General features: G+C 45.3%; 27 protein-coding genes. 11 read left to right on the top strand and 16 right to left on the bottom strand.

The annotated features are described in order from the left end of the window. The first annotated feature begins 28 nt into the window (after positions 1 to 28). The 3 genes from infA to HGD77_RS02330 all read left to right on the top strand — a co-directional run bounded on the left by infA (position 29) and on the right by HGD77_RS02330 (position 1,308). On the top strand, positions 29 to 250 hold the full coding sequence (gene infA / locus HGD77_RS02340; protein ID WP_001284370.1) for a translation initiation factor IF-1: 222 nt from the start codon (positions 29 to 31) through the stop codon (positions 248 to 250). Positions 251 to 384: 134 nt separating this feature from the next. Then, a complete protein-coding gene (locus tag HGD77_RS02335; protein WP_004278491.1) occupies positions 385 to 765 on the top strand; it encodes a hypothetical protein in 381 nt (126 codons plus the stop codon). Between the two features lie 144 nt (positions 766 to 909). Then, a complete protein-coding gene (locus HGD77_RS02330; protein ID WP_138742833.1) occupies positions 910 to 1,308 on the top strand; it encodes a hypothetical protein in 399 nt (132 codons plus the stop codon). 40 nt (positions 1,309 to 1,348) lie between these two features. Here the strand turns inward: HGD77_RS02330 and leuB are convergent, their stop codons facing one another. The 4 genes from leuB to leuC form a co-directional block, all read right to left on the bottom strand. Continuing rightward, positions 1,349 to 2,428, bottom strand: coding sequence for a 3-isopropylmalate dehydrogenase (gene leuB / locus HGD77_RS02325; protein WP_064094871.1), 1,080 nt, complete (start codon positions 2,426 to 2,428; stop codon positions 1,349 to 1,351). 42 nt (positions 2,429 to 2,470) lie between these two features. Beyond that, on the bottom strand, positions 2,471 to 3,034 hold the full coding sequence (locus HGD77_RS02320; RefSeq protein WP_138742832.1) for a hypothetical protein: 564 nt from the start codon (positions 3,032 to 3,034) through the stop codon (positions 2,471 to 2,473). A gap of 87 nt (positions 3,035 to 3,121) precedes the next feature. Then, a complete protein-coding gene (gene leuD / locus HGD77_RS02315) occupies positions 3,122 to 3,772 on the bottom strand; it encodes a 3-isopropylmalate dehydratase small subunit (protein WP_138742831.1) in 651 nt (216 codons plus the stop codon). Between the two features lie 21 nt (positions 3,773 to 3,793). Beyond that, positions 3,794 to 5,227: a 3-isopropylmalate dehydratase large subunit gene (gene leuC, locus HGD77_RS02310; protein WP_005107970.1), complete on the bottom strand. Its 1,434-nt coding sequence runs from the start codon at positions 5,225 to 5,227 to the stop codon at positions 3,794 to 3,796. Positions 5,228 to 5,486: 259 nt separating this feature from the next. Between leuC and HGD77_RS02305 the strand changes: the two genes are divergently transcribed. The 3 genes from HGD77_RS02305 to ovoA all read left to right on the top strand — a co-directional run bounded on the left by HGD77_RS02305 (position 5,487) and on the right by ovoA (position 9,116). Then, positions 5,487 to 5,723, top strand: coding sequence for a DUF2061 domain-containing protein (locus tag HGD77_RS02305; RefSeq protein WP_004278497.1), 237 nt, complete (start codon positions 5,487 to 5,489; stop codon positions 5,721 to 5,723). Positions 5,724 to 5,915: 192 nt separating this feature from the next. Beyond that, on the top strand, positions 5,916 to 6,791 hold the full coding sequence (locus HGD77_RS02300; RefSeq protein WP_004278498.1) for a LysR family transcriptional regulator: 876 nt from the start codon (positions 5,916 to 5,918) through the stop codon (positions 6,789 to 6,791). A gap of 150 nt (positions 6,792 to 6,941) precedes the next feature. Further along, complete coding sequence (gene ovoA / locus HGD77_RS02295) at positions 6,942 to 9,116, top strand: 5-histidylcysteine sulfoxide synthase (RefSeq protein WP_138742830.1); 2,175 nt, start codon at positions 6,942 to 6,944, stop codon at positions 9,114 to 9,116. 49 nt (positions 9,117 to 9,165) lie between these two features. On the opposite strand, the gene HGD77_RS02290 is transcribed toward ovoA, so the two are convergent. Together HGD77_RS02290 and HGD77_RS02285 are read right to left on the bottom strand one after the other, a co-directional pair. Further along, positions 9,166 to 9,414: a DUF2789 family protein gene (locus HGD77_RS02290; protein WP_004278500.1), complete on the bottom strand. Its 249-nt coding sequence runs from the start codon at positions 9,412 to 9,414 to the stop codon at positions 9,166 to 9,168. Between the two features lie 161 nt (positions 9,415 to 9,575). After that, positions 9,576 to 10,226, bottom strand: coding sequence for an HAD family hydrolase (locus tag HGD77_RS02285; protein WP_138742829.1), 651 nt, complete (start codon positions 10,224 to 10,226; stop codon positions 9,576 to 9,578). Between the two features lie 182 nt (positions 10,227 to 10,408). On the opposite strand from HGD77_RS02285, the gene HGD77_RS02280 reads away from it, so the two are divergent. From HGD77_RS02280 to HGD77_RS02270, 3 genes are all read left to right on the top strand, one after another. Then, complete coding sequence (locus HGD77_RS02280) at positions 10,409 to 10,891, top strand: RNA pyrophosphohydrolase (RefSeq protein WP_004278502.1); 483 nt, start codon at positions 10,409 to 10,411, stop codon at positions 10,889 to 10,891. Between the two features lie 89 nt (positions 10,892 to 10,980). Beyond that, positions 10,981 to 13,278 carry a phosphoenolpyruvate--protein phosphotransferase gene (ptsP, locus tag HGD77_RS02275; protein WP_129716838.1) on the top strand — a complete coding sequence of 766 codons (2,298 nt, stop codon included), beginning with the start codon at positions 10,981 to 10,983 and terminating at the stop codon, positions 13,276 to 13,278. Between the two features lie 42 nt (positions 13,279 to 13,320). Continuing rightward, positions 13,321 to 13,821, top strand: coding sequence for a hypothetical protein (locus HGD77_RS02270; RefSeq protein WP_129716870.1), 501 nt, complete (start codon positions 13,321 to 13,323; stop codon positions 13,819 to 13,821). Here the strand turns inward: HGD77_RS02270 and HGD77_RS02265 are convergent. Then, positions 13,818 to 13,997: a hypothetical protein gene (locus tag HGD77_RS02265; protein ID WP_004729442.1), complete on the bottom strand. Its 180-nt coding sequence runs from the start codon at positions 13,995 to 13,997 to the stop codon at positions 13,818 to 13,820. The genes HGD77_RS02270 and HGD77_RS02265 overlap by 4 nt on opposite strands. A 610-nt stretch (positions 13,998 to 14,607) precedes the next feature. Here HGD77_RS02265 and HGD77_RS02260 point away from each other — a divergent pair. Then, positions 14,608 to 16,128: a catalase gene (locus HGD77_RS02260; RefSeq protein ID WP_005245901.1), complete on the top strand. Its 1,521-nt coding sequence runs from the start codon at positions 14,608 to 14,610 to the stop codon at positions 16,126 to 16,128. 95 nt (positions 16,129 to 16,223) lie between these two features. Continuing rightward, a complete protein-coding gene (locus HGD77_RS02255; protein WP_138742828.1) occupies positions 16,224 to 16,694 on the top strand; it encodes a thiol-disulfide oxidoreductase DCC family protein in 471 nt (156 codons plus the stop codon). A gap of 5 nt (positions 16,695 to 16,699) precedes the next feature. On the opposite strand, the gene HGD77_RS02250 is transcribed toward HGD77_RS02255, so the two are convergent. From HGD77_RS02250 to hcaE, 9 genes are all read right to left on the bottom strand, one after another. Further along, complete coding sequence (locus tag HGD77_RS02250) at positions 16,700 to 17,755, bottom strand: MBL fold metallo-hydrolase (protein WP_138742827.1); 1,056 nt, start codon at positions 17,753 to 17,755, stop codon at positions 16,700 to 16,702. 406 nt (positions 17,756 to 18,161) lie between these two features. Then, positions 18,162 to 19,097: a cation diffusion facilitator family transporter gene (locus HGD77_RS02245; protein WP_005261714.1), complete on the bottom strand. Its 936-nt coding sequence runs from the start codon at positions 19,095 to 19,097 to the stop codon at positions 18,162 to 18,164. Between the two features lie 181 nt (positions 19,098 to 19,278). Further along, the gene (locus HGD77_RS02240) at positions 19,279 to 20,184 is read right to left on the bottom strand and encodes a DMT family transporter (RefSeq protein ID WP_138742826.1); all 906 of its coding nucleotides are present in this window, start codon (positions 20,182 to 20,184) and stop codon (positions 19,279 to 19,281) included. A gap of 168 nt (positions 20,185 to 20,352) precedes the next feature. Continuing rightward, positions 20,353 to 21,579 carry a 3-phenylpropionate/cinnamic acid dioxygenase ferredoxin--NAD(+) reductase subunit gene (gene hcaD, locus HGD77_RS02235; protein WP_138742825.1) on the bottom strand — a complete coding sequence of 409 codons (1,227 nt, stop codon included), beginning with the start codon at positions 21,577 to 21,579 and terminating at the stop codon, positions 20,353 to 20,355. Between the two features lie 4 nt (positions 21,580 to 21,583). Further along, positions 21,584 to 22,549 carry a 3-carboxyethylcatechol 2,3-dioxygenase gene (locus HGD77_RS02230; RefSeq protein ID WP_138742824.1) on the bottom strand — a complete coding sequence of 322 codons (966 nt, stop codon included), beginning with the start codon at positions 22,547 to 22,549 and terminating at the stop codon, positions 21,584 to 21,586. A 66-nt stretch (positions 22,550 to 22,615) separates the two neighbouring features. Continuing rightward, positions 22,616 to 23,431 carry a 3-phenylpropionate-dihydrodiol/cinnamic acid-dihydrodiol dehydrogenase gene (gene hcaB, locus HGD77_RS02225; RefSeq protein ID WP_005261711.1) on the bottom strand — a complete coding sequence of 272 codons (816 nt, stop codon included), beginning with the start codon at positions 23,429 to 23,431 and terminating at the stop codon, positions 22,616 to 22,618. Between the two features lie 2 nt (positions 23,432 to 23,433). Beyond that, a complete protein-coding gene (gene hcaC / locus HGD77_RS02220; RefSeq protein WP_004278517.1) occupies positions 23,434 to 23,760 on the bottom strand; it encodes a 3-phenylpropionate/cinnamic acid dioxygenase ferredoxin subunit in 327 nt (108 codons plus the stop codon). Then, complete coding sequence (gene hcaF / locus HGD77_RS02215) at positions 23,760 to 24,278, bottom strand: 3-phenylpropionate/cinnamic acid dioxygenase subunit beta (RefSeq protein ID WP_004647365.1); 519 nt, start codon at positions 24,276 to 24,278, stop codon at positions 23,760 to 23,762. Before hcaF ends, hcaC begins: the two co-directional genes overlap by 1 nt. Next, positions 24,275 to 25,642 carry a 3-phenylpropionate/cinnamic acid dioxygenase subunit alpha gene (gene hcaE, locus HGD77_RS02210; RefSeq protein ID WP_004278520.1) on the bottom strand — a complete coding sequence of 456 codons (1,368 nt, stop codon included), beginning with the start codon at positions 25,640 to 25,642 and terminating at the stop codon, positions 24,275 to 24,277. The genes hcaF and hcaE overlap by 4 nt, the downstream gene beginning before the upstream one ends. Positions 25,643 to 25,652 lie beyond the last annotated feature (10 nt).

The following is a 25,652-nucleotide window of genomic DNA, read 5'->3' as shown; positions in this document are numbered from 1 at the left end:
CTTTCCAATTTATTCATTCAGGTAGGCTATGGCCAATAAAGAGGAACTCATCGAGTTCGAAGGCGTTGTCACCGAGACGCTTCCTAATACTATGTTCCGTGTACGTTTAGAGAACGGTCACGAAGTGATTGCCCACATCTCTGGTAAAATGCGTAAACACTATATCCGTATTTTAACTGGCGACAGTGTGAAGGTTGAAATGACACCTTATGATTTGACTAAAGGTCGTATCACATATCGTGCACGCTAAGTTTTAGCGCAAGCAAAAGCCACTTTTAGTGGCTTTTTTATTACTTGAATTATTTATCAATCAATAAAATAATTTGACACAGCCTTATAAATTCACGACTATTCATTGAATTAAAAATAACATGTATAAAAACAATGAATATGAAATGCTTATCCCTACTTTCCAGCTTGTTTCTCGTTGCATGCGCTACCGGCGGCAATCAGCATCTGCATCAGTCTCTACAACCTTATGTAGGTCAAACTGCCGCACAGGTTCGTAGCCAGCTTGATCTTCGTGCCATTGGATTCAAGACCTCCCAGCAACCGATTCAAACCACAGAATTTCTCAGCTACACTATTTTTCGGGATATGAATATTCCAATGGGAACGCCGAATATTAGTCAGAGCATTCCGATCGGCGCACCAATGCCGATGCCCTCAAATGGTGGTTATAACATTGAGATGAAATGCCAAATCTGGTTTGACTTGAAAGATGAAATTGTTCAGGCGATTCGCTTTACCGGTAGAGCTTGCTGAGCTGTACTCATCGAGTTCAAAGCCTGTATCGGATTAAATCAGGGATCAACCTCACCACGCTAAACTTCTACCGTGTATCAAATCACAACAGTATTTTTGCATGTAATGCGCTTACACTCATTTTATTTGGTGTGAGGACAGCTCATGAAGTTCACACTGATTTTAGTATGCTGTACAGCATTCAGTTTGCTTAATGCATGCAGCACCACCTCATCAACAACTACGCAGCGTGATGCCTATTTACAACAGTTCATTGGGCAAAGCAGCCAACTGATCGATCAAACTCTGGATCTAAAACGTTTAGGTTACCAGCAGATCAGTGAGCCTGAACGCAGCGCAAAACAATTAAGCTATGTGGTACAACGCCCCATTACCATTCCTTTGCCTGTAGCGCAGTTTCCTGCCACAGGAACAGGCACTGTACCGATTCCTGTCTCAGTAAGTCCTGCCGGCGGCTACGACGTCAAATTGCAATGTAAAATCACCTTCTTACTCAAAGATAATATTGCGACCGCGGTACGCACCACAGGCCGAACCTGTTAAGGGGTTTAAGCTTTGAAATTTCTATTATAAAAAAACAGGCTTAGTTCAATGCAGCAACGACTGCTTGACCCATTTCAACCGTACCGACTTTTTGCATGCCTTCAGACATGATATCTGCCGTACGCAAGCCTTGATCCAAGACCTGACCTACTGCATCTTCAATCGCTTTAGCAGCCGCTTCTTCACGGAAGGTATAACGCAACATCATCGCCACCGAAAGAATCGTCGCTAATGGATTTGCCAGGTTTTGACCGGCGATATCTGGTGCAGAACCATGACAAGGCTCATACATGCCCTTGCCATTTTCATCCAGAGATGCCGATGGCAACATGCCGATTGAACCGGTCAACATCGCAGCTTCATCAGACAGGATATCACCGAACAGATTCGAGGTGACAATCACGTCAAACTGCTTTGGCGCACGCACCAGTTGCATTGCGGCATTGTCGACATACATATGCGATAAATTAATTTCAGGGTATTCGGCATCTTTCAGCGCAGTCACTGTCTGTTTCCACAGTTCAGTTACTTCAAGCACGTTGGCTTTATCCACTGAACATACTTTACCACCGCGCAAGTTGGCCATTTCAAAAGCGACTTTGGCGATACGCTTGATTTCAGATTCTGAATAAACGTCAGTGTTATAGCCTTGTTTCTCGCCATTTTCCAGTTCACGGATACCGCGTGGCTGACCGAAGTAAATACCACCGGTCAATTCACGCACAATCAGAATATCCAGACCTGCTACGATTTCAGGCTTTAAACTTGAAGCATCAGCCAATTGCGGATAAAGAATCGCTGGGCGCAAGTTGGCAAACAGGTTCAGTTCACTACGTAATTTCAATAAACCACGTTCCGGACGAATTGAACGCTCAATCGTATCCCATTTTGGACCGCCCACGGCACCAAGTAAAATCGCATCGGCTTTTTTGGCCTGTTCAGAGGTCACGTCTGGATACGGTGAACCATGTGCATCAATGGCTGCACCACCGAGTAAGCCCTGTTCCCATGTCAAATCAAGATTAAATTTTTCATTTACGCGTGTGAGTACTTGCTCTGCGGCTTTTACAATTTCAGGGCCGATGCCGTCACCAGCTAAAATCAAAATTTGTTTAGACATGAGATTTTCCGTTTAAAACGTCAGATTCAGACCTGACAGAGGTTAGATTTTCTTTTCTACAAACTCTGCAATCCCGGTGACTGCATTATAGGGTTTGCAAAAACGACGAATGGTTTTTTGCTCTTGTACCAGATCTACACAGAGCGGATCCGGTGCCGAAGCATTTAATAAACTGCTGCTACGCGCACTACGGTCACGGAACATTTTTAAGCTATAGCGGTTATTGGCCTGAAAACGATGGAATACATGTAAAGTTTCCGCTTTATCCTTACTGATCGGATAAAAACGCACGACCAGTTCATGCTGTCCTGCCGGCACAGATAAATAAATCGAATTGGCCTGATTTAAATTTTTGGCCTGCAAGCGCACCAGTTTCTGCTTCAGCGCCTCATCACTGATGCGGCCATTGTCAGCGTTGACAATAATGGTCTGATTGAAGCGTTCGAACTGACAATCTGGCGTCCCTGTACAGTAGATCAGGGCATTGCTTTTGCTCTCAGTATTTTCTTTGGCATGTTTGAGTTTCATCGTGTCGATGCTTTGACATGCAGTCAACAGCACCGATACTGAACTTAAAGCAAGCCACTGTTTCCAATAATTCGCCATAATGTCTGTCTTACCCAATCAAAAAACTCAATAATCTTCCGATATTAGCAAGGGCATCGCAGTCATGCCATGACAATTTTTACTGATTTATCCATGAATTTCGGCAAATACCCAAGGACGCGATTGTTTGGTTTTTTCTTCATAGGCACGAATATCATCCGCCACCTGCAAAGTTAAGCCAATATCATCCAGACCATTTAACAGGCAATGCTTGCGAAATGGATCGACTTCGAACTTAAAGCTTTCACCTGTAGGGGTGCGAACTTCTTGTGCCTGCAAGTCAATGGTCAGTTGATAGCCTTCATCTGCCGCACATTCCTTAAATAACTGCTCAACAATATCTTCAGCCAAAATCACGGGCAACATACCGTTTTTAAAACAGTTATTAAAGAAAATATCGGCAAAGCTTGGCGCAATAACAGTACGGAAACCGTATTCACTCAAAGCCCACGGCGCATGTTCACGGCTAGAACCACATCCAAAGTTGGCACGTGAAATTAAAATAGACGCACCCTGATAACGTGGCTGGTTCAAGACAAAGTCCGGATTGATCGGACGAACTGAATTGTCCTGACCTGGATAACCTTCATCCAAGTAACGTAATTCATCAAACAAATTGTCACCGAAACCGGTACGTTTGATCGATTTCAAAAACTGTTTTGGAATAATTAAATCTGTATCGACATTGGCACGGTCTAAAGGTGCAACGATACCTTGTTCAACGGTATAAGCTTTCATGTCTGTGCTCCTACGTACCAATTAAAATGAACGAACATCAACAAAGTGACCTGCAATCGCAGCAGCGGCTGCCATGGCTGGACTCACCAGATGAGTACGACCGCCATTGCCCTGACGACCTTCAAAGTTACGGTTCGAAGTCGAGGCACAATGCTCGCCCGGTTGCAACTTGTCTGCATTCATTGCCAGGCACATTGAACAGCCAGGTTCACGCCATTCGAAGCCTGCCTCTACAAATACCTTGTCCAAGCCTTCCGCTTCTGCCTGAGCTTTCACCAGACCCGAACCCGGAACCACCATCGCCTGTTTGATTGAAGATGCGACTTTGCGACCTTTGATCACTTCGGCTGCAGCACGGATATCTTCAATACGCGAATTGGTGCACGAACCGATAAAGACACGATCCAGCTGAATCTCAGCCAAGGCCTGACCGGCATTTAAGCCCATATATTGATAAGCACGGTTCCAGTCATTGCGTTGTACATCGTCTTTGGCTTGTTCTAAAGTCGGTACTGCTTGAGACACTGGAATCACCATCTCAGGAGAAGTTCCCCAAGACACTTGTGGCTCAATTTCTTCACCTTGCAACACGACAACCGTATCAAAATATGCACCTTCATCCGAATGCAAAGTATTCCAGTAAGCCACTGCCTGATCCCACTGTTCCGCAGTCGGCGCATAAGGACGGCCTTTAACATACTCGATAGTTTTGTCATCGACAGCCACCATGCCGACACGTGCACCGGCTTCGATCGCCATATTACACACGGTCATACGACCTTCAATCGACATGTCACGGAAGACCTGACCACCGAACTCAATCGCGTGGCCGGTACCACCTGCGGTACCAATCTTGCCGATAATGGCCAAAACCACATCTTTCGGTGTTACGCCCTGACCTAATTTGCCATCAACACGCACCAGCATGTTTTTCATCTTCTTTTGAACCAGGCATTGGGTCGCCAATACATGTTCAACTTCGGATGTCCCGATACCATGCGCCAAGCAGCCAAAAGCACCATGGGTTGCTGTATGCGAATCACCACATACCACGGTCATGCCCGGTAAGGTCAAGCCCTGCTCCGGCCCAACTACATGCGCGATGCCCTGACGGATATCGTTAATATCAAATTCAACAATATTAAAGGTCTTGCAGTTGTCATCCAAAGTTTGCACCTGGATGCGCGAGGTTTCATCTTCAATTCCGGCAACGCCCTGCTCACGCTCTTTTTTCGAAGTCGGTACGTTATGATCCGGTGTGGCAATATTAGCACTTAAACGCCATGGCTTGCGCCCGGCCAATTGCAAACCTTCAAAGGCCTGTGGAGAAGTCACTTCATGTAATAAGTGACGGTCGATGTACAGTAAGGCAGAACCATCATCACGTTGCGTTACTAAATGGTCGTCCCACAATTTATCATATAATGTTTTTGCTGTTTGGGTTGCGCCTGCCATGTCGATGTACTCCACTAGACTGGGTAAATTCTTTCTCTGATTTTGATTATATCGCTGCAATCACATAAATCTAATTTATCATTTTTATCAGTTAAAAAACTTTTTGGAATCTTTTAAAAGCTGAATCAAATCATGCTTGAGCTCTATTTTTATAAATCTAATTTTCCGATTAATTTATAAAAAATATTCGCTTTTACAAATTAAATGAGAATTATTATTATTTCTTCATCGACAGAGATTATTTTTAAGGAACTTCGACATGGCACATATTCAACGCTTTGTAGACAACAACCAGCGCATGTTCAAAAAGACCTTCAGCTACTACATTATGCATATTACAGTAGCGATGATTGTGGGTTACTTGGTGACTGGCAGTTTGACCATGGCCATTGCCTTAAGTTTATTAGAGCCAACGGTACAAGCAGTGGCTTTCTTCTTCCACGAAAAAATCTGGGAGGGTAATAACCAACAGCAGAATGAGGACATTACCGTCTAAACTCTTCGGTCGAGGTTCCAGATGAAAGGCTGTTTTGAGAAAGGCAGTCTTTTTTAGTTTTTAAAATGCCAAGGCTTTGAAAATGTATAGTAATTCAGCACTGCAACATAGATAAGGTAATTTTACTTTGATTTATTCTTAAAATATAACAATAATAGATTTACACATAAAAATTCTTTATAGGTGATTAAGATGAATCTCGCAGCCTTTGAAGCCTTCGTGAAAGTCATGGAAACCGGTTCGATTTCTCTGGCCGCAGATCAGCTCTTCATTACCCAGCCTGCTGTCACCAAACGTATTCACAGTCTGGAAGAATACTTTGGGGTCAAGCTGTTTGAATCTGCCGGACGTGGCGTACAGGCCACCCACGCGGCACACTCCCTGTTGCCTAAAGTGAAAAACTGGCTGAATGAACTCGGGGATATTCATTATACCTTGAGCCATGAACAAGGTCAGGTACAGGGCAAACTGAAAATTGGTACCAGCCATCATATCGGCCTGCATCATCTGCCGAGTCATTTGCGCCGTTATGTCCAGGAATATCCGGACGTGACTCTGGATGTGCATTTTGTAGATTCCGAACAGGCGCATGAACAGGTAATTGCCGGCGATCTGGAACTGGCATTTTTAACCTTGCCGCCCCGTGGTGATGCGCGTCTAAATTACGTGACCATCTGGAATGATCCTCTGGTCTTTGTGGTGGCACCGTTTCATCCGCTGGCACAGCAAAAAAATCTGTGTCTGGAAGATTTGCTCGACTACCCGAGCCTGTTGCCATCATCACAGACCTATACCTCGCAGATCACCTTGGCCGAGTTTGAAAAACAGGGTATTAAACCGAAAGTCAGCATGAGCAATAATCCGCTGGAATCGATCCGGATGCTGGTATCGATTGGCTTAGGTTGGTCAGTACTGCCAAAAACCCTGGTCAATCACGACCTGCACCAGCTGGACATCAACTTGGAAATGAACCGTCGTTTGGGCATGGTCTGGCATCCCGGTCGTACTCAGTCCAAAGCAGCTCAGGCTCTGGTTCAGCTCATGCAGGGTGCCTCGCTGTCTATTTAAGCCGTTCCTGAACATGCTGCATCCAAAACGGTGCAGCATTTTGTTACCTAAATACACCCCATCTGGCGATATCTTTCGAGTATTTTTAAGACAATTCCATTCTTTTGCAGTGCAGAGGAATGCTTAAAACTATTCGATGGAGCCTGACGGATGCAGCTCGATTCTCCCTTAAAATCCCACTCTCAAGATAAAACCAATACAAGCAGCCTATGGCTTTCGGCCAAACCGATGCTGCTGCCCACGCCGGCACTTGATTTTGCCGATGAACAGACTGCCCGGCACTGCCTGCGCGAATATTTCCTGAACACCTTTGACACCTATGAACAACTGTTTGAATGCCTCAAACATGAAGATGCTTTTTTCATCAAGCCGATTACTTTACGTCATCCGCTGATTTTTTATTTTGCCCATACCGCCACTTTTTTTGTCAATAAACTGCTGCTCAGCAAGCTGATTAGCGAACGCGTAAATCCGCATTTTGAAAGTATCTTCGCAATCGGTGTAGACGAGATGAGCTGGGACGATCTGGATAAAATACATTATGACTGGCCTGCCGTGCAGGAAGTCCGCGATTATCGTCATCAGGTACGTGCCCTGATCTTGAACATCCTTGAACATGCTCCGTTGACTCTGCCCTTGAACTGGCAGAATCCGTGGTGGACCATCATCATGGGCATCGAGCATGAACGGATTCATCTGGAAACTTCTTCTGTGCTGATCCGCCAGCATGCTTTGGAACATGTACGCCAGCATCCGCAATGGCGTGCCAATATTATTACCGGCATGGCCCCGGATAATATTTTGCTGGATGTGCCGGAAGGCAAAGTGCATTTACAGAAAGATTTTAACCATCCATTTTATGGCTGGGACAACGAATACGGCCTGCATCAAGCCGAGGTTGCGGCTTTTGCAGCTTCCAAATATCTGGTATCGAATCAGGAATTTCTGGCCTTTGTCGAAGCACAAGGTTATCAGACCGAACAATACTGGAGTGAAGAAGGTCTAGGCTGGCTGCAATTTTCACAAGCTGCTCATCCCTGTTTCTGGCGCAAAACTGAATTAGGCTGGTCATTGCGACTGATGCTGGAAGAAGTGCCGATGCCTTGGGACTGGCCGGTAGAAGTGAATTATCATGAAGCCAAGGCCTTTTGTCAGTGGAAATCGCAACAGCTTGGAAAAACCATTCGCTTGCCGACTGAAGATGAATGGTATCGCCTGTATGCCGTTTCAGACCTGGATCCAGATTTACAAAGTCCTGAACAGGCCAATATCGAGTTGAAATACGGCACCAGCTCCTGTCCGGTGGATCATTTCAAGCAGGGTGATTTTTACGATATTCAAGGCAATGTCTGGCAGTGGACTGAAACCCCGATCTATCCATTTCAGGGTTTTCAGGTGCATCCATTTTATGATGATTTCAGTACACCGACCTTTGACGGTCGCCATAACCTGATGAAAGGTGGCTCCTGGATTTCGGCGGGCAATGAAGCTTTATATAGTTCCCGCTACGCCTTCAGACGGCATTTCTTTCAGCACACTGGTTTTCGCTACGTCGCTTCTGATCAAGCATTGCAACATTTCCCTTCGCATTATGAAAGCGACCAGCTGGTCTCCCAATATCTGGAATTCCAGTACGGCCCCGAATATTTTGGTGTTGCCAATTTTGCCAAAACACTGGTCCATCTGGCACAACCCTATTTTCAGCAAGCGCCATGTCATCGTGCCTTAGATATTGGCTGTGCTACCGGCCGCGCCAGCTTTGAACTGGCACACTATTTTGATCAGGTGACCGGTCTGGACTTCTCAGCACGTTTTATCCAGCAGGCAGTCTATTTGGCTCAAGGCAATAGGGTACGTTATCAGCTGCCGCTAGAAGGTGAATTAAACGAAGAAAAAAGCTGTTCACTTAAAGATGTTATTTTGGATCAGGTTGCGTCGAAAACAGAATTTTTTCAGGCTGATGCCTGCAACCTGAAAGCACATTTTAGTGGCTATGATTTTATTCTGGCAGCGAATCTGATTGACCGGCTGCATCATCCGAAAGACTTTTTGATGCAGATTCATGAGCGTATCAATATGGGTGGTATTTTAATGCTGAGCTCACCCTATACCTGGCTGGAAGAACATACGGCGCGTAGCGAATGGCTAGGCGGTTTTCAGGAGGATGGGGAAAACATCACGACCTTGGCTGGTATAAGCAATATCTTAACCCAGCACTTTGAATTGGTGGCCGAACCCCAAGATGTGCCTTTTGTGATTCGGGAAACGGCCAGAAAGTATCAACACACGCTGTCACAAGTCACGATCTGGAAACGGATTCGCTAAAGGTAAGGTCATAGTCTAAAAAAGCCAATCATACGATTGGCTTTATATCTTATCCTTCACTGGTTGAATTTTCATGCAAGGATTCATTGAGTTGATCTACCACAATCGCCCATTCGCCATCAGATGCTATTTTCTCGCTTAAAAATTGACGTTGTGCCTCTGACCAATACGGCGCATCCAGTAAAGTCAGATCTTTATGTAATTGATGCTCGTGAATAAATGTTTCAATACCTTCTGCACTGGCATCCAAGCCAAGCTGCTGGAACAGATGTGTCATACGTGGTCGAACGTGAGTCATATCTCATACCTCAGAATCTACTATTGTTATCATGTCCTGTTTTTTGAGCATAGCATATCTGATTCAGCCTGACTGTGAAAAAACATTAATATTCCATTGAGGCAAATAAAAAGCACAACCGAAGTTGTGCTGAATAAATCACATGAATGGGACTAGAATACTTAGATCGACCAGTCCTGTATTTCCCAGCCTTGTTCTTGGGCTAGAGTTTCCAAACGATCATCCGGATTGACTGCAATCGCATGATCCGCATATTCCAGCAAGAAACGGTCATTAATCGAATCTGAATAAGCCCAAGACTCGGTGACATCACGGCCTTCCAGCCATTGTTCCAGACGCACCAGCTTGCCTCGTTGATAGCATGCAGTATTGATGACTTTACCAGTATATTTCCCATCAATGACTTCAGCATTGGTGGCAATAATTTCAGTAATTCCGAATTCACGAAAAATGGGGGCAGTAATAAAGTCTGAAGTCGCGGTAATGCCCACTAAGGCATGCCCTGCTTCACGGTGGCGCTCAATGGCTTTAAAACCTTCGGGACGCATTTGTGGACGAATGACTTTTTGCATGAACAGTTGATGTAATTCAGTCAAATAATCATTGTCATGTTTGGTCAGAAACTGGAACACAAATTCATTATAGGCATAAGGATCCAGCTGGCCTTTTTTATAATCATCATAGAACTTGTCATTCATGGCGCGATGCTGAACTGGATCGACCAGGCCCTCACTGACCAAAAACTCTCCCCAAGAATGATCCGAATCCGTGTTTAACAAGGTGTGATCGAGATCAAATAGCGCCAATTTCATGAAAATACTCGTTAAAACTGAAATTTAAGAAAAAAATTGTAAATCTATCTCCGCTAGTCGATAGAAATTCGTTAAGATCATAGCAATTTTAACATTTTTAAACTTTGCTTTTTTCGAGTTGGATAACGAAATAATGCTCCCCGATGGCAAAGGCATAAATTAAACAATTTTTAGGTAGCCAAATGATCGACTCTGAAGGTTTCCGACCGAATGTCGGGATCATTTTGGCAAACGATGCTGGACAGGTTTTATGGGCAAAACGCATTGGTCATAATGCATGGCAATTTCCACAAGGCGGGATCCAATATGGAGAAACCCCTGAGCAGGCACTCTATCGTGAGCTGAGAGAAGAAGTCGGCTTATTGCCCGAACACGTCCAGATAGTCGCGCAAACCAAAGGCTGGTTGCGCTATCGTTTGCCACATCGATACATTCGTACGGACTCTGATCCGGTTTGTATCGGTCAAAAACAAAAGTGGTTTTTACTCAAACTCACGGCCCCCGTTCAGCATATTCAATTGAATCTGTCTGATCCGCCCGAATTTGATCAATGGCAATGGGTCAGTTACTGGTACCCACTCGGTCAAGTCGTGAATTTCAAACGTGATGTTTACCGCAAAGCCCTGGTGGAGTTGTGTCAGCAACTACCCCAGCAAAAACCTTAAAAAATCGCATAAATAATGCAGATTTTTTACGCGGCTATTGTTATAAATAAACTTAATCACTGAAATTCTGAATAGACGGAGCAGACCTTATGTCGAATATGCAACTGGACACCTTGAGACGTATTGTTCAGGAGATCAATGCGTCCACCAGTTTGCATGAATCACTCGACATTATGGTCAAGCATGTGGCCGAGGCCATGCAGGTTGATGTCTGCTCGATCTATCTCCTCGATGAACGCAATCAGCGTTATCTGCTCATGGCGTCTAAAGGCCTGAATGCAGAATCTGTCGGCCATGTGTCTTTGCAGACCGGTGAGGGTCTGGTGGGCCTGGTTGGACAACGTGAAGAAATTGTCAATCTGGACAATGCCCCTAAACATGAGCGCTTCCTGTTTTTACCTGAAACCGGTGAGGAAATTTATAACTCCTTCCTCGGTGTGCCGGTGATGTACCGCCGTAAGGTCATGGGTGTACTGGTGGTTCAGAATAAAGAATCACAGGACTTTTCTGAAGCTGCTGAATCCTTTCTGGTCACACTCTGCGCGCAGCTTTCTGGCGTCATCGCCCATGCCCATGCCGTTGGCAATATCGATGTATTCCGTAAGCCGAGCAACCTGCCCGCCTATAAAACCTTTCAGGGAGTTTCTGGCTCCGGTGGCATTGCCTTAGGTCGTGCAGTGATTCTGTATCCACCAGCAGATCTTGCCGCAGTCCCTGACCGTGAAGCAGATGACATCAGCGAAGAACTGCAGCTCTTAGATAACGCGCTAAATTCAGTCCGTGAAGAAATCCAGTCACTGGATGACAAAATGCAGGATGCGTTGATGGCCGAGGAACGCGCACTGTTTAGCGTGTTCTTGCGTATGCTGGATGAAAATGCCCTGCCTGCAGAAATCAAGGCTTTTATTCGTGAAGGTCACTGGGCACAAGGCGCCGTGCGAATTGTTATTGACAATCATGTGGCACAATTTTCCCAAATGGAAGATGATTATTTACGTGAGCGGGTAGCGGACTTAAAAGATCTGGGCCGCCGTATTCTGGCGCGCTTACAGGAAGCCGATGCCAGTCACCGTGAATTGACCGATGAAAGTATTCTGATTGGTGAGGAAATTTCGACGGCTGCACTGGTTGAACTACCTGTAGATAAAATTGCCGCGATTGTCACTACCGAAGGCGCCATGAACTCACATATGGTGATTGTGGCGCGTGCTCTTGGTATTCCGACCGTGGTCGGCGTGACCGAACTGCCGATCAACACCCTCGATGATGTAGAGATGATTGTCGATGCACATCAGGGCCGGGTCTTTATTAATCCCCCACGTCGCCTGCGCAGTCGCTATAAAGAAATTCAAAAAGAAGAAGAACAGCTTGCTAAAGATCTGCGCCAGTACGAAACCAAAGATGCGATTACCCCGGATGGCGTGGCGGTCAAACTCTACGTCAACACCGGCCTGATGATTGATGTGGTGCGTGGCGTGCAGCGCGGTGCCAAAGGTGTCGGTTTATACCGTTCTGAAATTCCGTTTATGTTGCGTGACCGCTTCCCGGGCGAGGAAGAACAACGTGCGATTTATCGTCAGCAGCTCAGTCACTTTGCCAATAAACCGGTGGTGATGCGAACGTTGGACATTGGTGCAGACAAAGACCTGCCGTATTTCTCGATTGAAGAAGAAAACTCGGCACTCGGCTGGCGTGGCATTCGTTTTACTCTGGATCATCCGGAAATTTTTTCTTCACAGATTCGTGCCATGCTCAAGGCCAGTATCGGGCTGAATAATCTGCATATTCTGCTGCCAATGGTGACCAGTGTCAGCGAGGTCGAGGAAGCGCTCTACTTGCTGGAACGTGATCATGCGGCGATTCAGGAAGAAGAACAGGTCAAGATAAACAAGCCGAAACTCGGCATCATGGTGGAAGTGCCGAGTGTGCTTCATCAGATTGATGAATTTTCCGAACTGGTGGATTTCTTCTCGGTCGGCTCCAACGATCTGACCCAATATCTGTTGGCTGTGGATCGCAATAATCCACGGGTGGCCAATGTCTATTCACATTTACACCCTGCAGTACTACGTGCTCTGACCCGTCTGGTCCAGGACTGTCATCGCAATGAAAAACCGGTCAGTATCTGCGGTGAAATGGCAGGCGATCCACTGTCTGCAGTTTTGCTCATGGCCATGGGCTTTAATACCCTGTCAATGAGTTCCAGTAATATTTTGCGGGTACGTAAAACCATTTGTCATGTTCCGATGAGTGATGCACAGGAATTGCTGCAACATGTGTTAAAAATGGACAATCCACTCATAGTAAAAAGCTGGTTAGAATATTATTTCAGAACCCATAATTTAGGGGATATGGTGAAATCAGCATCACGTATGGTGAGTGCCTAATACGGGACTTTTTCCAGTCCCTCGACAGTGGTAGAGGTGGTTATGGAATTTCTGGTCATCCTGTTCATGATTGTTGCGGTGTTCTATGTAGTCATTCTTGCACCGGCTTTGGCCGCCCGCAAAGAAGCTCATGATTCCGGTTCATCTTATATACGCCCTGCCAGCAATCGAGCAACGAGCTATGCCGATCGGCCTAAAATGACTCCATTATTGGGCATTGAAATTTCGGCATCGCAACGGCGGCGTTTAGGCAGAGATGACCCCTCCGTCATTGCCGCCAGACTCTATCATCAGCAAAAAGATCAATTTGCCAGTTTTCAGCAGGCCAGACCACAGTCTCACTCCCCTCACCACAAAGCGCCAGTGCAAAGCAGACTCAATAAATTCTTTAATGACTTAATTGCGGATGAATCGACAACGCCATCCCGGCATCCAAATCAATATTCGCAAACTCGTAACAACCGGCCTGTCGCCCCGCTCTCTCCAGTTAAAACCAATCCTAAACAGCCACCGCGTCGTCCCCAGCCACCTTACAGACCTTAAGCAGCCATTAAAAAAGGGCGATCTTCCATGGAATATCGCCCTTGTCTGTGCTTGTTGTAGCCACGTTTTGCATTTTTCTTTCGGTCTACAAAGACCTGGCTTTTGTTGACTTCATGCATGTGTTTTGCCACAAAATTGTGGATCACCACCTGCTCGGCTGTTTTTTTCTTGGCCATTTTACTCTCTATGTGATTTTGAGGAAGGAGTGAGATAATTATAGGGCCGACTGACTAATTTTCAAGCATATTTGCCAATGCTTTTTTAAAAATAAAGACCATCTGGATAGGATTTTCTGTATGCAAAAATGCGAGCTATAGCCAGAAAACACCCTTATTCCATTCATTATTTTTATGGGTTTCTTCAGACCAACAAAACTTGATTAAAAAAACGTTTAAAATAAATCAGTTATAAAATTTATTTTAAACAATACTATTCACTTATTATTTTTATCCTTTGATAAAAACATATTATCGACTTAGATATTGTTATTTTCGTTTAATCCCATTCATTATTCGAGTTATTCAAAATATATAGAATTTGATATTGTCACAGAGTGGAAAACCCGTTACTTTTTAAGAGTAACCATTTAATTTTAAACTTTATTAAATTTAAAAATATTTTTTGAGTGAGCTAACTCAATTATACCCTGAATTCCGTTTTGTGCTGTAACACCCTTTATTTAAAGATATTGTAAATATAGCGAAACCTGATCTGATTAGCATATATCTCAATATTTTATGAATACTAGGTAAACGACATAAGATATTCAAAACTTGGAGAGGAAAGATGAGCCAAGATTTTAAAAAATGCCCTGTCACCCACCTGACCACTGAAGCTGGTGCCCCTGTGGTCGACAACCAGAACAGTATGACGGCAGGTGCGCGTGGACCTTTACTTGCCCAGGATTTATGGCTGAATGAAAAACTGGCCAACTTTGTCCGCGAAGTGATTCCAGAGCGTCGTATGCATGCCAAAGGTTCAGGTGCTTTTGGTACCTTTACCGTGACCAATGATATTACCCAATATAGCCGCGCTAAAATTTTCTCTGAAGTCGGCAAAAAAACCGAAATGTTTGCCCGTTTCTCAACAGTGGCGGGTGAACGTGGTGCGGCCGATGCGGAACGCGATATTCGCGGTTTTGCCTTAAAATTCTATACTGAAGAAGGCAACTGGGATCTGGTCGGCAATAACACCCCGGTGTTTTTCCTGCGGGATGCGCGCAAGTTCCCTGACCTGAATAAAGCAGTCAAACGCGACCCGAAAACCAACAAGCGCAGCGCCACCAATAACTGGGATTTCTGGACACTGTTGCCTGAAGCTTTGCATCAAGTGACCATTGTCATGTCCGACCGCGGGATTCCGACCGGTTACCGTCATATGCATGGTTTTGGCAGTCACACCTTCAGTTTTATCAATGCCAAAAATGAACGCTTCTGGGTAAAATTCCATATGCGTACCCAGCAAGGCATCCAGAACCTGACCGATGCTGAAGCTGCAGACTTGATCGCCAAAGACCGTGAAAGCAGCCAGACCGACCTGTTTGATGCCATCGAACGTGGTGACTATCCAAAATGGAAAATGTACGTTCAGATCATGCCGGAACTGGAAGCCGAAACAGTGCCTTATCATCCATTTGACCTGACCAAAGTCTGGCCAAAGGGCGATTATCCACTGATTGAAGTCGGTGAATTCGAACTGAACCGCAATCCGGAAAACTATTTCCAGGATGTAGAACAGGCAGCCTTTGCACCAAGTAATCTTGTACCGGGCATCAGCTACTCACCGGACCGTATGTTACAGGCACGTTTAGTGAACTATGCCGACGCAGCGCGTTACCGTGTTGGCGTGAATCATTCACAGGTTCCAGTCAATGCTGCACGTTGTCCTGTACATTCGAACCGCCGTGATGGTCAAGGCCGCATGGATGGCAACTATGGTTCATTGCCACATTACGAGCCGAACAGTTTTAGCCAGTGGCAGGAACAACCGGAATTCAGAGAGCCTCCACTGAAAATCACCGGTGATGCCGATTTCTGGGATTTCCGTGAAGATGACAATGATTACTTCAGCCAGCCACGCGCCCTGTTCAACCTGATGAATGACCAGCAGAAACAGGCTCTGTTTAATAACACGGCCGGAGCGATGGGTGATGCGCTAGATTTCATTAAATACCGTCACATCCGCAACTGTTACGCTTGCGATCCAGCTTATGGGCAAGGCGTTGCTAAGGCCTTAGGTATGACTGTAGCAGATGCCCAAGCAGCACGTGAAAGCGATCCAGCCAAAGGTTTGCCTAGCTTTCTCTAAGCCAGTTTAGACATGTATAGAAACCACCTTCGGGTGGTTTTTTATTGCAGCATCAAGCACTATAGAAACAAGCTGGCACAAAAAGAAATACAACAATGCATCCAAATATTGAAGACATCATTCAACAACACGACATTGTTTTATTTGATGCTGTTTGCGTAATCTGCAATGGCTGGACACGGTTTCTGATTAAATACGATAAAAAGATTCAGTTTAAACTGGTTTCCGCCCAATCGCCTTTAGGTACAGCTCTGCTCGAACATTATCAGATGCCCACTGAACATTACACCACGATGCTCGTCATTCAAGATGGCACACTCTATACCGAATCGACTGCCTTGCTGAAAGTACTGCAGCATCTCGGTTTTCCTTTTAATTTAATGAGCGCAGGTTATTTGGTTCCGCGTTTTATCCGCGACTTTCTGTATCGTGTGGTTGCTTTAAATCGTTACAGGTTATTTGGCAAAACCGAGTATTGCCTGATTCCATCCAGCGAAAATAAACGCCATTTTCTGGAAGAAGCTGTCCGTATTAACCATTCAACTCATCCAACAGGAACAGAGTAAAACATTTAGACAATAATCCGTTTGCCTTCACGTATGCAATAAAACGGATTAATCAACTTGGAAGAATGCTTGATGATCTCATGCAACTCATGTTCCGGTGCATCCCGGTCTTCATCCGTGAGCTGAAAAGTACGGTAATGAATCGCCAGTGAACATTTAGCCTGTAAGTCATGATGGGCATGAAAGGCATCTTCCGGATTCATATGGATCGCGCGCATCAGTTCACGCGGTTCATACGCTCCAATTGGAAGTAAAGCAATTCGCGGTGCACCCAGACGCTTACGAATTTCTTTAAAATGTGAGGCGTAGCCACTATCTCCGGCAAAGAAACAATGTTCCTTGCCATATAATAAAGAAAAGCCTCCCCAGAGTGCGCAGTTCTGATCGCGCATGCCGCGCCCTGAGGCATGTTGAGCCGGCGTATAGACAATCCGGATCTCTTCAAAAAAGGCATTTTCCCACCAGTCCATTTCACGCACGGTATAATGTTCTGGCAAATACCAGGCATTACCCAGACCGGTATAAATCGGCATCTCAAAAGTGTTGTGCAGCCATTCCAGACTGGCCAGATCCATATGATCATAATGGTTATGGCTGAGTAGTACAGCATCAATCTGGGGTAACTCATCCAGAGCAATGCCAGCCGGAATGACCCGCTGCGGACCCGTGGAAGCCGAAGGACTGGCATATTCCGACCAGACCGGGTCGGTCAGGAAATTATAGGGGCCGATCTGTATTAATGTGGTGGCGTGACCAATAAACCAGACTTGCCAGTCATCCAGAGCTGCATCTGGACGCTGCTGTGGCAATGCGCGCGGACGAGAAAAAAACTCGGCACGTTCCTCGTCAAGATTAACATTCCAGGTCTTGGATTTTCGGGTAATGAGCCATTTATATAAATCAAAGCGACCGCGCGATAGAGATGCATGCTCAAGATTACGAAACTGTTTTCCGTCGAAATGATCTGAATGCAGATACTCAAACACTGGCTTAGACCAGAGATGTTTCCAACTGGATTCCGTGATTAACTGGAATTTTTTAGTTTTGAGAAGATCTTGCATAAACATCCACTATTTATTATTCGTTATATGCAAGATAGCAACCTCTTGAAATGGTCAAGCGGTGCATCTTTTAATGAGCATACAAACTAAAAACAGGCACACTGCAACATAGTATGAAATCCGTCACAGAAAATCATGTATGTTTTTGTTATTTTTAGCAAAAAAATGGCATTTCATCGGCCTTATGGCTGGCTGAAGTCTTGGATTATCTAGAAAAATATCGCTCGCGCCCTTCTGTCTAAAAATACAAAATGATACTCAATATTTATAAGCCCATGCTGACAAAAGCATGTCTGCCCATTGATGATTTTATGATGAAATTCGCCATACCTCAGTATCATCACATCAATTGTGCGAGAAAGGCAAGTTGAGATCAAAATACCAACCTCAAGCGTTTTTTAGATCTTTATACACGACCTTGAGTTCGTTCCAGCCATACGGCCTTGGTTTGGGGTTTCACAAATAAAGCAATAATTTCCGGGTGCAGCTGTTTAATCTGCGCTTCGATCCGGTTGACACAGGCTTCAATTTCATCAGAAGTTAAATCATCTTTAAATTCCAGACTCAATGATGCAATGACTTGCTGAGCACCCATCTGCTCAGTCAACACCCCATTGGCACTAAAAACTGCCGCATCCTGTTGAGCAATGTTCAATACATCTTCACGCAGTTTTGGATCTGCCGTTTCACCCAGTAACAAACCTTTGGTTTCACGTGCCAGAAACCAGGCAGAAACCGCCAGAACAATACCAATTAAAATCGATGCGGCACCGTCCAATTCAGGAATATTCAGTTGATGCGCCAGAAAGATACCGACCAGAGCAATCACCAAGCCGACCAGGGCGGCAGTATCTTCAAATAACACGGTAAAGGTCGTTGGATCTTTACTGTGTCGAAAGGCTTCAAAATATCCCAGATTTCCCTTTTGTTTACGAAAGGTTTTTAAAGCCACTGACCATGAAAATCCTTCAAAAAGAATCGCCAGACCCAGCACAATATAATTGATCAATGGATCCTGCATGACTTCAGGCTGAAGAATATGCTGTATCCCTTGATAGATGGACACAATCGCACCCAGGGCAAAAACCATCAGTGCCACAATAAAGGCCCAAAAATACAGTTCACGCCCATAACCAAAAGGATGTTTGGCATTTGCCGGTTTTTCTGATTTTTTCATGCCATATAACAGTAAAATTTCATTCAAGGTATCTACTACGGAATGAATTGCCTCACTGAACATGGCAGAACTATTGGTTATATAGGACGCAACAAATTTCACCAGCGCAATCGCCAGATTACCAAACAGGGCTGCATAAACTACGATTTTATTGGATTCAGACATCCTGACACTGTCCTAAATAAGCTTGTGCAAGCTTTAATGATTTATGTATCAAAATCTTAATCATTTATTTTTGAAAGTTGTTTTACAAATTGTTGCTTAGTCATGATCTCTCACGTTGTTGAATCACTTTACTCTCCACTCAAATAATAAAAGGGCTTTCGCCCTTTTGATTTTTACAGTTTTAATGCTTGGAAAAATACTGCTCGTGCCACTCTTTCCAGAAATACATGATGATCCCGAACATCACCACCGCAATACCGGCAAAAGCATGACTGCTGATAATTTCATGATTTAAGGTTGCTCCCAATACCAGAGCGATTACCGGCGTCATCACATTACTCAATGAGACAGTCGAAGCATTTAGACGGCGAATCAGCCAGAAATAACACAGCATTGCCACAATCGAGGACATGATCATGGTAAATACAAAACCAATCATTGCCTGTGTGCTAGGCAACTGAGTCGGCATATGTTGCCAGATAAAGGGTACCAAAATGACTGAACCAGCCACGGAGACCAGCAATGAACCTGTAGCTTGCGACATCGGACTCAAGGGGGCACTGATCTGTTTAACCCAGAAGATCGAGCTGATATAAGACACCATACTGATCAGCATCAGCACTACACCCCAAGGATTGATCTTGCTGTCTGCCGAGTCGGCAAAAACAAAACAAAAACCGGCGACGGCCACTGCCATGCCGAGCCATTGCAGCCAGATCAGTTTATGGGTTTTTAAAATCACATGACCGATTAAACCGGCGATCAGCGGTGAAAAACCAAAAATCAGTGCCATCAACCCTGAGGTCAAATAATTGGCCGCTAGATAAATAAACAGCTGCGCGCCGATTAAATTCAAACTGCCTGCCAGATAACTTTTCATTGAAGTACGGTCAAAAGGCAGCGGGTCGCGCATAATCTTTAGCAGGAATAGCGCAATAATCGAGGCACCAAAATAGCGAATGATCAGCACCCACATCGGGTGAATCTCGGCCACGCTCCAGACAATCGCCAGTGGCGTTGCTGCCCAGATCAGTACCAATAAAGCGTAAATACTTGCCGTGACTGGCAATGAAGATGAAGAACTCATAAGTCTCCTAGACGAGGCCAAGAAGTTCTGGATCAGCAACTTCAAAAATAGCGTATAGCGAATTCATGCTGAGATGAAGTTTTAATTTTTGATAAATTCATCAAGTTTCGTGCATAAAAAACAGACCTATGCAAAACATAGGTCTGTCCCAAGATATCTCAATACGACTTAAGCAATTTTGCGTAAGTCTTGCGCGATATCCAAGTGTTTTTCAACATCAAACGCCGTATTTTTGCTGATCATTTTTTTCAAATGACGCATTTCTTTGGCTGCATTCACGGTAATCCCGCCAACGATCTGACCATCAGTCACACCGTACATCACGAATGAATTGTCTGCACCTTTGGCTGCATCCATTTCACCACGGATATGCCATTCAGCTGCGGCCATATCGCCGACAAACTGGAAGTTGATATTCAGCTGATCCGTCCAGAACCAGGCCGGATTGGCTTTCGGATGTTCCACCCCCATCACGTGACGCGCAAAGATACCTGCCTGAAGGTTGGCATTTTCCCAGGTTTCCACGCGGCGGTGATTGCCACAGTCACGCAACTGAGTCGCAACATCGCCTGCTGCATAAATGTCAGCATTCGAGGTTTGGCAATGTTCATTCACCTTGATCGCAACATCAACATCCAGACCTGCATCTACTGCAAGCTGTGCATTTGGTACGATCCCGATTCCATAAACTAAAGCATCAGCACGAAGCTCTTCACCGCCTTCCAGCGTTACCACCACTTCTTCACCATCTAAACGGCAATCTGTAATCTTGGTTTCAAGACGCACATCGACCTGGTTTTGACGATGCTGCTCTAGCAGGAATTCGCTCAGGATTTGTGGTGAACAACGACCCATAACCATCGGACCCATTTCGATCACAGTCACCTGACAGTCTTTGTAACGTGCAGATGATGCAAGCTCAAGACCAATCACACCACCACCGATCAGGATGATAGGGCGACCGGCTTGAAGCACAGGCACCAGCGCTTGTGAATCTTGCAGGTTACGCAAGGTATAGACGTGTTTGCCCAAAGCATCGAAATTAGGCAAACGACGCGCTGCACCACCTGTTGCAAGCAAAAGTTTGTCGTAAGCAATAACATCACCGTTCAGGAGTTCAACCGTTTTCGCTTCGGCATTGATTTTCATCACGCCATTACCGCGAATTGTTTCCACCCCTAAATCTGCCAGTTTCTGTTCTGACAGGATTTCGATCTTTGTCTCTTCAGGTTTTAGAATCACATCTTTAGACAACGGTGGACGCTCATAAGGAAGATGGCTTTCATCACCAATTAAAGTGATTTTGCCTTCATACTTGTTGCCACGAAGTTCTAAAATTGCGCTCGCACCTGCCTGGCCAGCACCCACGATCACGATGTTGTTTACGTTGCTCATTTTCTTAACCTTTTAACTCTGCAGATACGATACCGAAGCCGGCAATCCATTCGCTGATGTCTTCATAGCAATGCGTGGTCATTTCATACTCACCCATTTCGCTTAAGGCAGCGAAGGCAGCCATCCAAGAACGGACTTCCTGACCACCACGGCCACCATCACGGCGGATTTCAGCTTCAGTCATAGCTTCAAGTGCAGCGAAGTCGGCATTCTTGAATTTTTCAAGCAATGCGATATCCCATTCAGCATTCAGAGGAACTGCAACAGAGGTATCGCCCGCTGCCAGTTTCTGGCCCACTGCGATGATTTTGGACTGACGCGCGTTACGTGCTTCAGGTGTCGGGTTACGACCTGCAATCAGGAACTCTTCCACTTCTGGAGGTACAGAACCCATTTGCGGAGTTGGTGGATCGTGTGACAGACCACCTGTACCTAGGACAAGTACACGCTCATTTTCAAGGTTCAGAGATTTGATGAACTGACCTACAGCACGGCCCAAAGCGATGGTACGCTTCGTGGTTGGCATTGGTGCTGCAGCGCCATTAATGAAAATTGGAATCGTTGGATAACGATCAAGTTTGCCCTCGCACAGGAAGTGCAATGGTTGAGTCACGCCATGGTCGGCTTGCATACGGTAAGAATACGCAACGTCCACACCCTCATCGAGTACACGACGCACTAAGCCCAGTGCTTTGTCTTCTGGTACATCAATATGTGCATTGTCTTTACCATAGTCCCAGTCACCTGCAGCAGTCGCGCGAATGCCCACGCAGAAGCTTGGCATCAGGTCATAGAAGAAACCATTGAAATGGTCAGGACCAAAGGTAATGATCAGGGTTGGGTCGTAAGCTTTTACTTCAGCAGACAGTTTTTCAAACGCTTCACGAACAGCCTGTTCTTTACGTTTTTCCTGCGGTGAAGCAAATTCCATTAAAGGACTGTGCGATGCACAAATAAGTTTAACGGCCATGAGAGACTCTTTAAAAGGAAGGCAGCCAAAAACAGGCTGCCGAAAAGTCCATTTCAGACTAGATTTTTATTCGTCAAAGAAACCGGCACGTGGCTGACGTAAGCCGCGAATACCCAGACCGCATTCTGCATTGATCAGAACACCAGTCAAAGGACGGTTATTTTGACGAGATGCCAAGAGCACATATGAACCAGTCATATCTTCCGGCTCAGGTAAGAAATTCAGTGGCATGCCACGGGCGATTTTCTCAGGATCACGTGCATCGAGCAGGCCAAGATTTTCCTGACCTAAAGATGCAGCACCTTTGATATTCACATTCATACCTGATGGCGCAACGGCATTGACTCGGACTTTAGGTGCAAGTTCGTAAGCCAGTTCTTTCATAATGCCTACACCCGCATGCTTAGATGCAGTATATACAGGGCCTCCGCCAGCGGAGTACAGTGCCGAATTAGACAAAGTAAATATGATAGAACCTTCAGAAGCGATCAATGCATCCAGTGCAGCCTTCGCACCGAGGATCAGAGATTTGGTATTGATGCCCATAATCTCGTCAAAGGCTTTTTCTAGTTGCTCACCAGAGGTATTGACGATATCGGCATAGTGATCCCAAATACCGGCATTACCAACGAAACAATCGAGTTTACCGAAACGTTCCACAGTGGCTTGAACTGCACGAACGTTATCTGCATAGCTGGCTACATCACCTTCGATCGCAAGAACTTTTCCACCGAAGTGTTCATTTAATGCATCCACTTTAGCTTTTGAACGTTGAAGAACCGCAACTTGTGCACCTTCCTCAATAAAACGCTCGACCAAAGCCCAGCCTAAGCCTGAACCACCACCAGTAATAAGTGCAACTTCGCCCTGTAGCCAACCCATGCTTACTCTCCTGCCATCTCTACAAACAATTGACCATCTTCAACAATCACCGGGAAAGTTTTGATTGGATCAGTTGCAGGTAGACACAATGCTTCACCTGTTTTCAAACAGAAACGTGCTGAATGCAATGGACATTCCACAGTACCGTCATCTTCAAGGTAACCTTCAGACATAGAAGCATTACCATGACTGCATTTATCGTTCATAGCGAAGAATTCACCGCCATTGTTAAATACAGCCAGCGCTTCGATACCGTTTACGCCACAATCTACTTTTAACGCTTCGCCTTCGTCTAATTCGTCAACTTGGCAAACAAAAATCTTATTCATTAGAAGAATACACTCAGGTTATGTGAGCTATATGTCGCTTGATCAAGCGTGATCTTACGGTTGAAGATCTGGAAGCCGAGGCCGCCTTCAACTTTACGGATCTTGTCATGACGTTTACCGCAGTAAATGACAATGTCTTTCTCTTTTTGCGTACGATATAGCAAATAGGTTACGTACACGTCGTATTCGCCTTCAACTTCAGTTGGCTCTACGATCACGTTGCTCACCATGTGGGTGGTACGTGATGGAGGCTCTTCAGCCCAAGCCATACCGGTTTCCAGACGTGCTACACGACGTTCTAAAAGGTCTTTCGAATCGTTAAACACCCAAGTGGTAGGTGGTTCAACTGAACGACGACGGTCACGGGTTTGTGCGTTTGGCGTGGTACGTAGCGTGTAAGAAATATCTTCAGCTAACGTATCCAACCATTCGCGGAATTTCCAATCGTCTAGCAATTTTGCTTCGCGATACAGGAACTGACTAATTTGGTGATGAAGTTCTAAGCTGATTTGACTCATTTCATAAGCTCCTTCTCATATTCGTCAGCTGCTTTTTCTACGTCTTCCCATTTTTCATGGATCAATAAATCTGCCCAGCGGCGGTACATACCACGTGCTGCAGTTTCAGAGAAAATGTAGTTGGTGATACCCGGGATACCATCTTCACGTACTTTTTCGTTGCCTTTACCCATTTCCATAATGAGTTTGTTTTGACGCGCTTTATAACCACGTAAAACTTTTTGGATCTCAATCCAGTTTTCAGAGTCATCTTGCTCCAGGAAACCGGCTGGACCAAAGGCACGCGTTGCAGAACGCTCAAATGCTTCTTTCACTTCTTGAGATGCTTCAGCATCAGCAATACAGAATGCCCACACTTCAGTTTTGTTTGGACCACGTGGGTGCCATACGCGAAGTGTTGCAGTACCGTTCAACCAAGACAAAGTTGGGAACATGGTGTTGTGCCCTGCAAGACGCAGTGCACGAGTCTCGCCTAGGCGCTCTTTAACTTCGTCGTAAGTTTCACGGAAGTAGTTGGCAACTTCACCGTCAACCCATACGTTTGCATCTGGTTTTTCAGTAAAGAAGAAGCCTGAACCGTGACCACGTGAACCGTATTGGATCGCGTCTTTAGCCGTTTCCCAAACTGGACGAGCAGTTTGCGCAGCACCTAATTTCTTAGATGATTCGTCGTCTGGTTTCGCACCCAATACTTGGATCGCAGAAGCGTGAGAGAACAAGGCGTGGTATTGGTCAGATGCAAACTGTTCCGCTGCAAACTTCCAGTTACACTCGATTTCCCACTTATGTACACCACCAATGATTTCCGTACCACCTGGACGACGGTCAACAACGCCATCTAAATACCAAGCGATATCGCCCATGTATTCTTCTAGATCAGGTGTGGTTTCATCCCAACAAGCGAATACCAAGCCTTTGTAAGACTTCACACGATTCACTTCAACCAGACCCCATTGCTCTTTACATGCACCATGCGGGTAAGCACGATCTTCAAGCGGGATATCTTTTAAAGAACCGTCAATACCGTATGACCAACCGTGGTACGGGCAAGTAAATGCACGCGTATTACCACAGTCAGCGAAGCTCACACGCATAGAACGGTGACGGCACTGGTTTAAAAATGCTTTGATTGAGCCGTCTTTTTGACGTGCCACAATGATTGGATCTTCACCCATGTAGGTATTGAAGAAATCACCAGCCTTAGGAATTTGGCTTTCATGGCAAAGGAATAACCAAGTACGACCGAAAACACGTTCGAGTTCTAATTCGTAAATGTCAGGATCTGTATAAATAGATGGCGTAATACGTCCATTTTGTGCATCGACTAAAGCATCGATTTCGCGCACATCAATTTTTCCACTCATGAAAAGCTCT

It is taken from the genome of Acinetobacter sp. NEB149, from assembly GCF_012516415.1.
In the GTDB taxonomy this organism is placed as follows: domain Bacteria; phylum Pseudomonadota; class Gammaproteobacteria; order Pseudomonadales; family Moraxellaceae; genus Acinetobacter; species Acinetobacter lwoffii_V.
This window is presented reverse-complemented; position numbering and strand designations above follow the sequence as displayed.

Coding starts and splice junctions, on each gene's coding strand:
- HGD77_RS02260 (WP_005245901.1), top strand. CDS start 14,608: ATGAGCCAAGATTTTAAAAAATGCCCTGTCACCCACCTGACCACTGAA.
- HGD77_RS02255 (WP_138742828.1), top strand. CDS start 16,224: ATGCATCCAAATATTGAAGACATCATTCAACAACACGACATTGTTTTA.
- hcaB (WP_005261711.1), bottom strand. CDS start 23,431: ATGGGTTGGCTACAGGGCGAAGTTGCACTTATTACTGGTGGTGGTTCA.
- HGD77_RS02290 (WP_004278500.1), bottom strand. CDS start 9,414: ATGACTCACGTTCGACCACGTATGACACATCTGTTCCAGCAGCTTGGC.
- HGD77_RS02285 (WP_138742829.1), bottom strand. CDS start 10,226: ATGAAATTGGCGCTATTTGATCTCGATCACACCTTGTTAAACACGGAT.
- HGD77_RS02335 (WP_004278491.1), top strand. CDS start 385: ATGAATATGAAATGCTTATCCCTACTTTCCAGCTTGTTTCTCGTTGCA.
- HGD77_RS02245 (WP_005261714.1), bottom strand. CDS start 19,097: ATGTCTGAATCCAATAAAATCGTAGTTTATGCAGCCCTGTTTGGTAAT.
- infA (WP_001284370.1), top strand. CDS start 29: ATGGCCAATAAAGAGGAACTCATCGAGTTCGAAGGCGTTGTCACCGAG.
- leuB (WP_064094871.1), bottom strand. CDS start 2,428: ATGTCTAAACAAATTTTGATTTTAGCTGGTGACGGCATCGGCCCTGAA.
- hcaC (WP_004278517.1), bottom strand. CDS start 23,760: ATGAATAAGATTTTTGTTTGCCAAGTTGACGAATTAGACGAAGGCGAA.
- leuD (WP_138742831.1), bottom strand. CDS start 3,772: ATGAAAGCTTATACCGTTGAACAAGGTATCGTTGCACCTTTAGACCGT.
- HGD77_RS02270 (WP_129716870.1), top strand. CDS start 13,321: ATGGAATTTCTGGTCATCCTGTTCATGATTGTTGCGGTGTTCTATGTA.
- HGD77_RS02265 (WP_004729442.1), bottom strand. CDS start 13,997: ATGGCCAAGAAAAAAACAGCCGAGCAGGTGGTGATCCACAATTTTGTG.
- HGD77_RS02305 (WP_004278497.1), top strand. CDS start 5,487: ATGGCACATATTCAACGCTTTGTAGACAACAACCAGCGCATGTTCAAA.
- leuC (WP_005107970.1), bottom strand. CDS start 5,227: ATGGCAGGCGCAACCCAAACAGCAAAAACATTATATGATAAATTGTGG.
- hcaD (WP_138742825.1), bottom strand. CDS start 21,579: ATGAGCAACGTAAACAACATCGTGATCGTGGGTGCTGGCCAGGCAGGT.
- hcaF (WP_004647365.1), bottom strand. CDS start 24,278: ATGAGTCAAATCAGCTTAGAACTTCATCACCAAATTAGTCAGTTCCTG.
- HGD77_RS02230 (WP_138742824.1), bottom strand. CDS start 22,549: ATGGCCGTTAAACTTATTTGTGCATCGCACAGTCCTTTAATGGAATTT.
- HGD77_RS02300 (WP_004278498.1), top strand. CDS start 5,916: ATGAATCTCGCAGCCTTTGAAGCCTTCGTGAAAGTCATGGAAACCGGT.
- HGD77_RS02280 (WP_004278502.1), top strand. CDS start 10,409: ATGATCGACTCTGAAGGTTTCCGACCGAATGTCGGGATCATTTTGGCA.
- HGD77_RS02250 (WP_138742827.1), bottom strand. CDS start 17,755: ATGCAAGATCTTCTCAAAACTAAAAAATTCCAGTTAATCACGGAATCC.
- HGD77_RS02330 (WP_138742833.1), top strand. CDS start 910: ATGAAGTTCACACTGATTTTAGTATGCTGTACAGCATTCAGTTTGCTT.
- HGD77_RS02320 (WP_138742832.1), bottom strand. CDS start 3,034: ATGGCGAATTATTGGAAACAGTGGCTTGCTTTAAGTTCAGTATCGGTG.
- ptsP (WP_129716838.1), top strand. CDS start 10,981: ATGTCGAATATGCAACTGGACACCTTGAGACGTATTGTTCAGGAGATC.
- hcaE (WP_004278520.1), bottom strand. CDS start 25,642: ATGAGTGGAAAAATTGATGTGCGCGAAATCGATGCTTTAGTCGATGCA.
- ovoA (WP_138742830.1), top strand. CDS start 6,942: ATGCAGCTCGATTCTCCCTTAAAATCCCACTCTCAAGATAAAACCAAT.
- HGD77_RS02240 (WP_138742826.1), bottom strand. CDS start 20,184: ATGAGTTCTTCATCTTCATTGCCAGTCACGGCAAGTATTTACGCTTTA.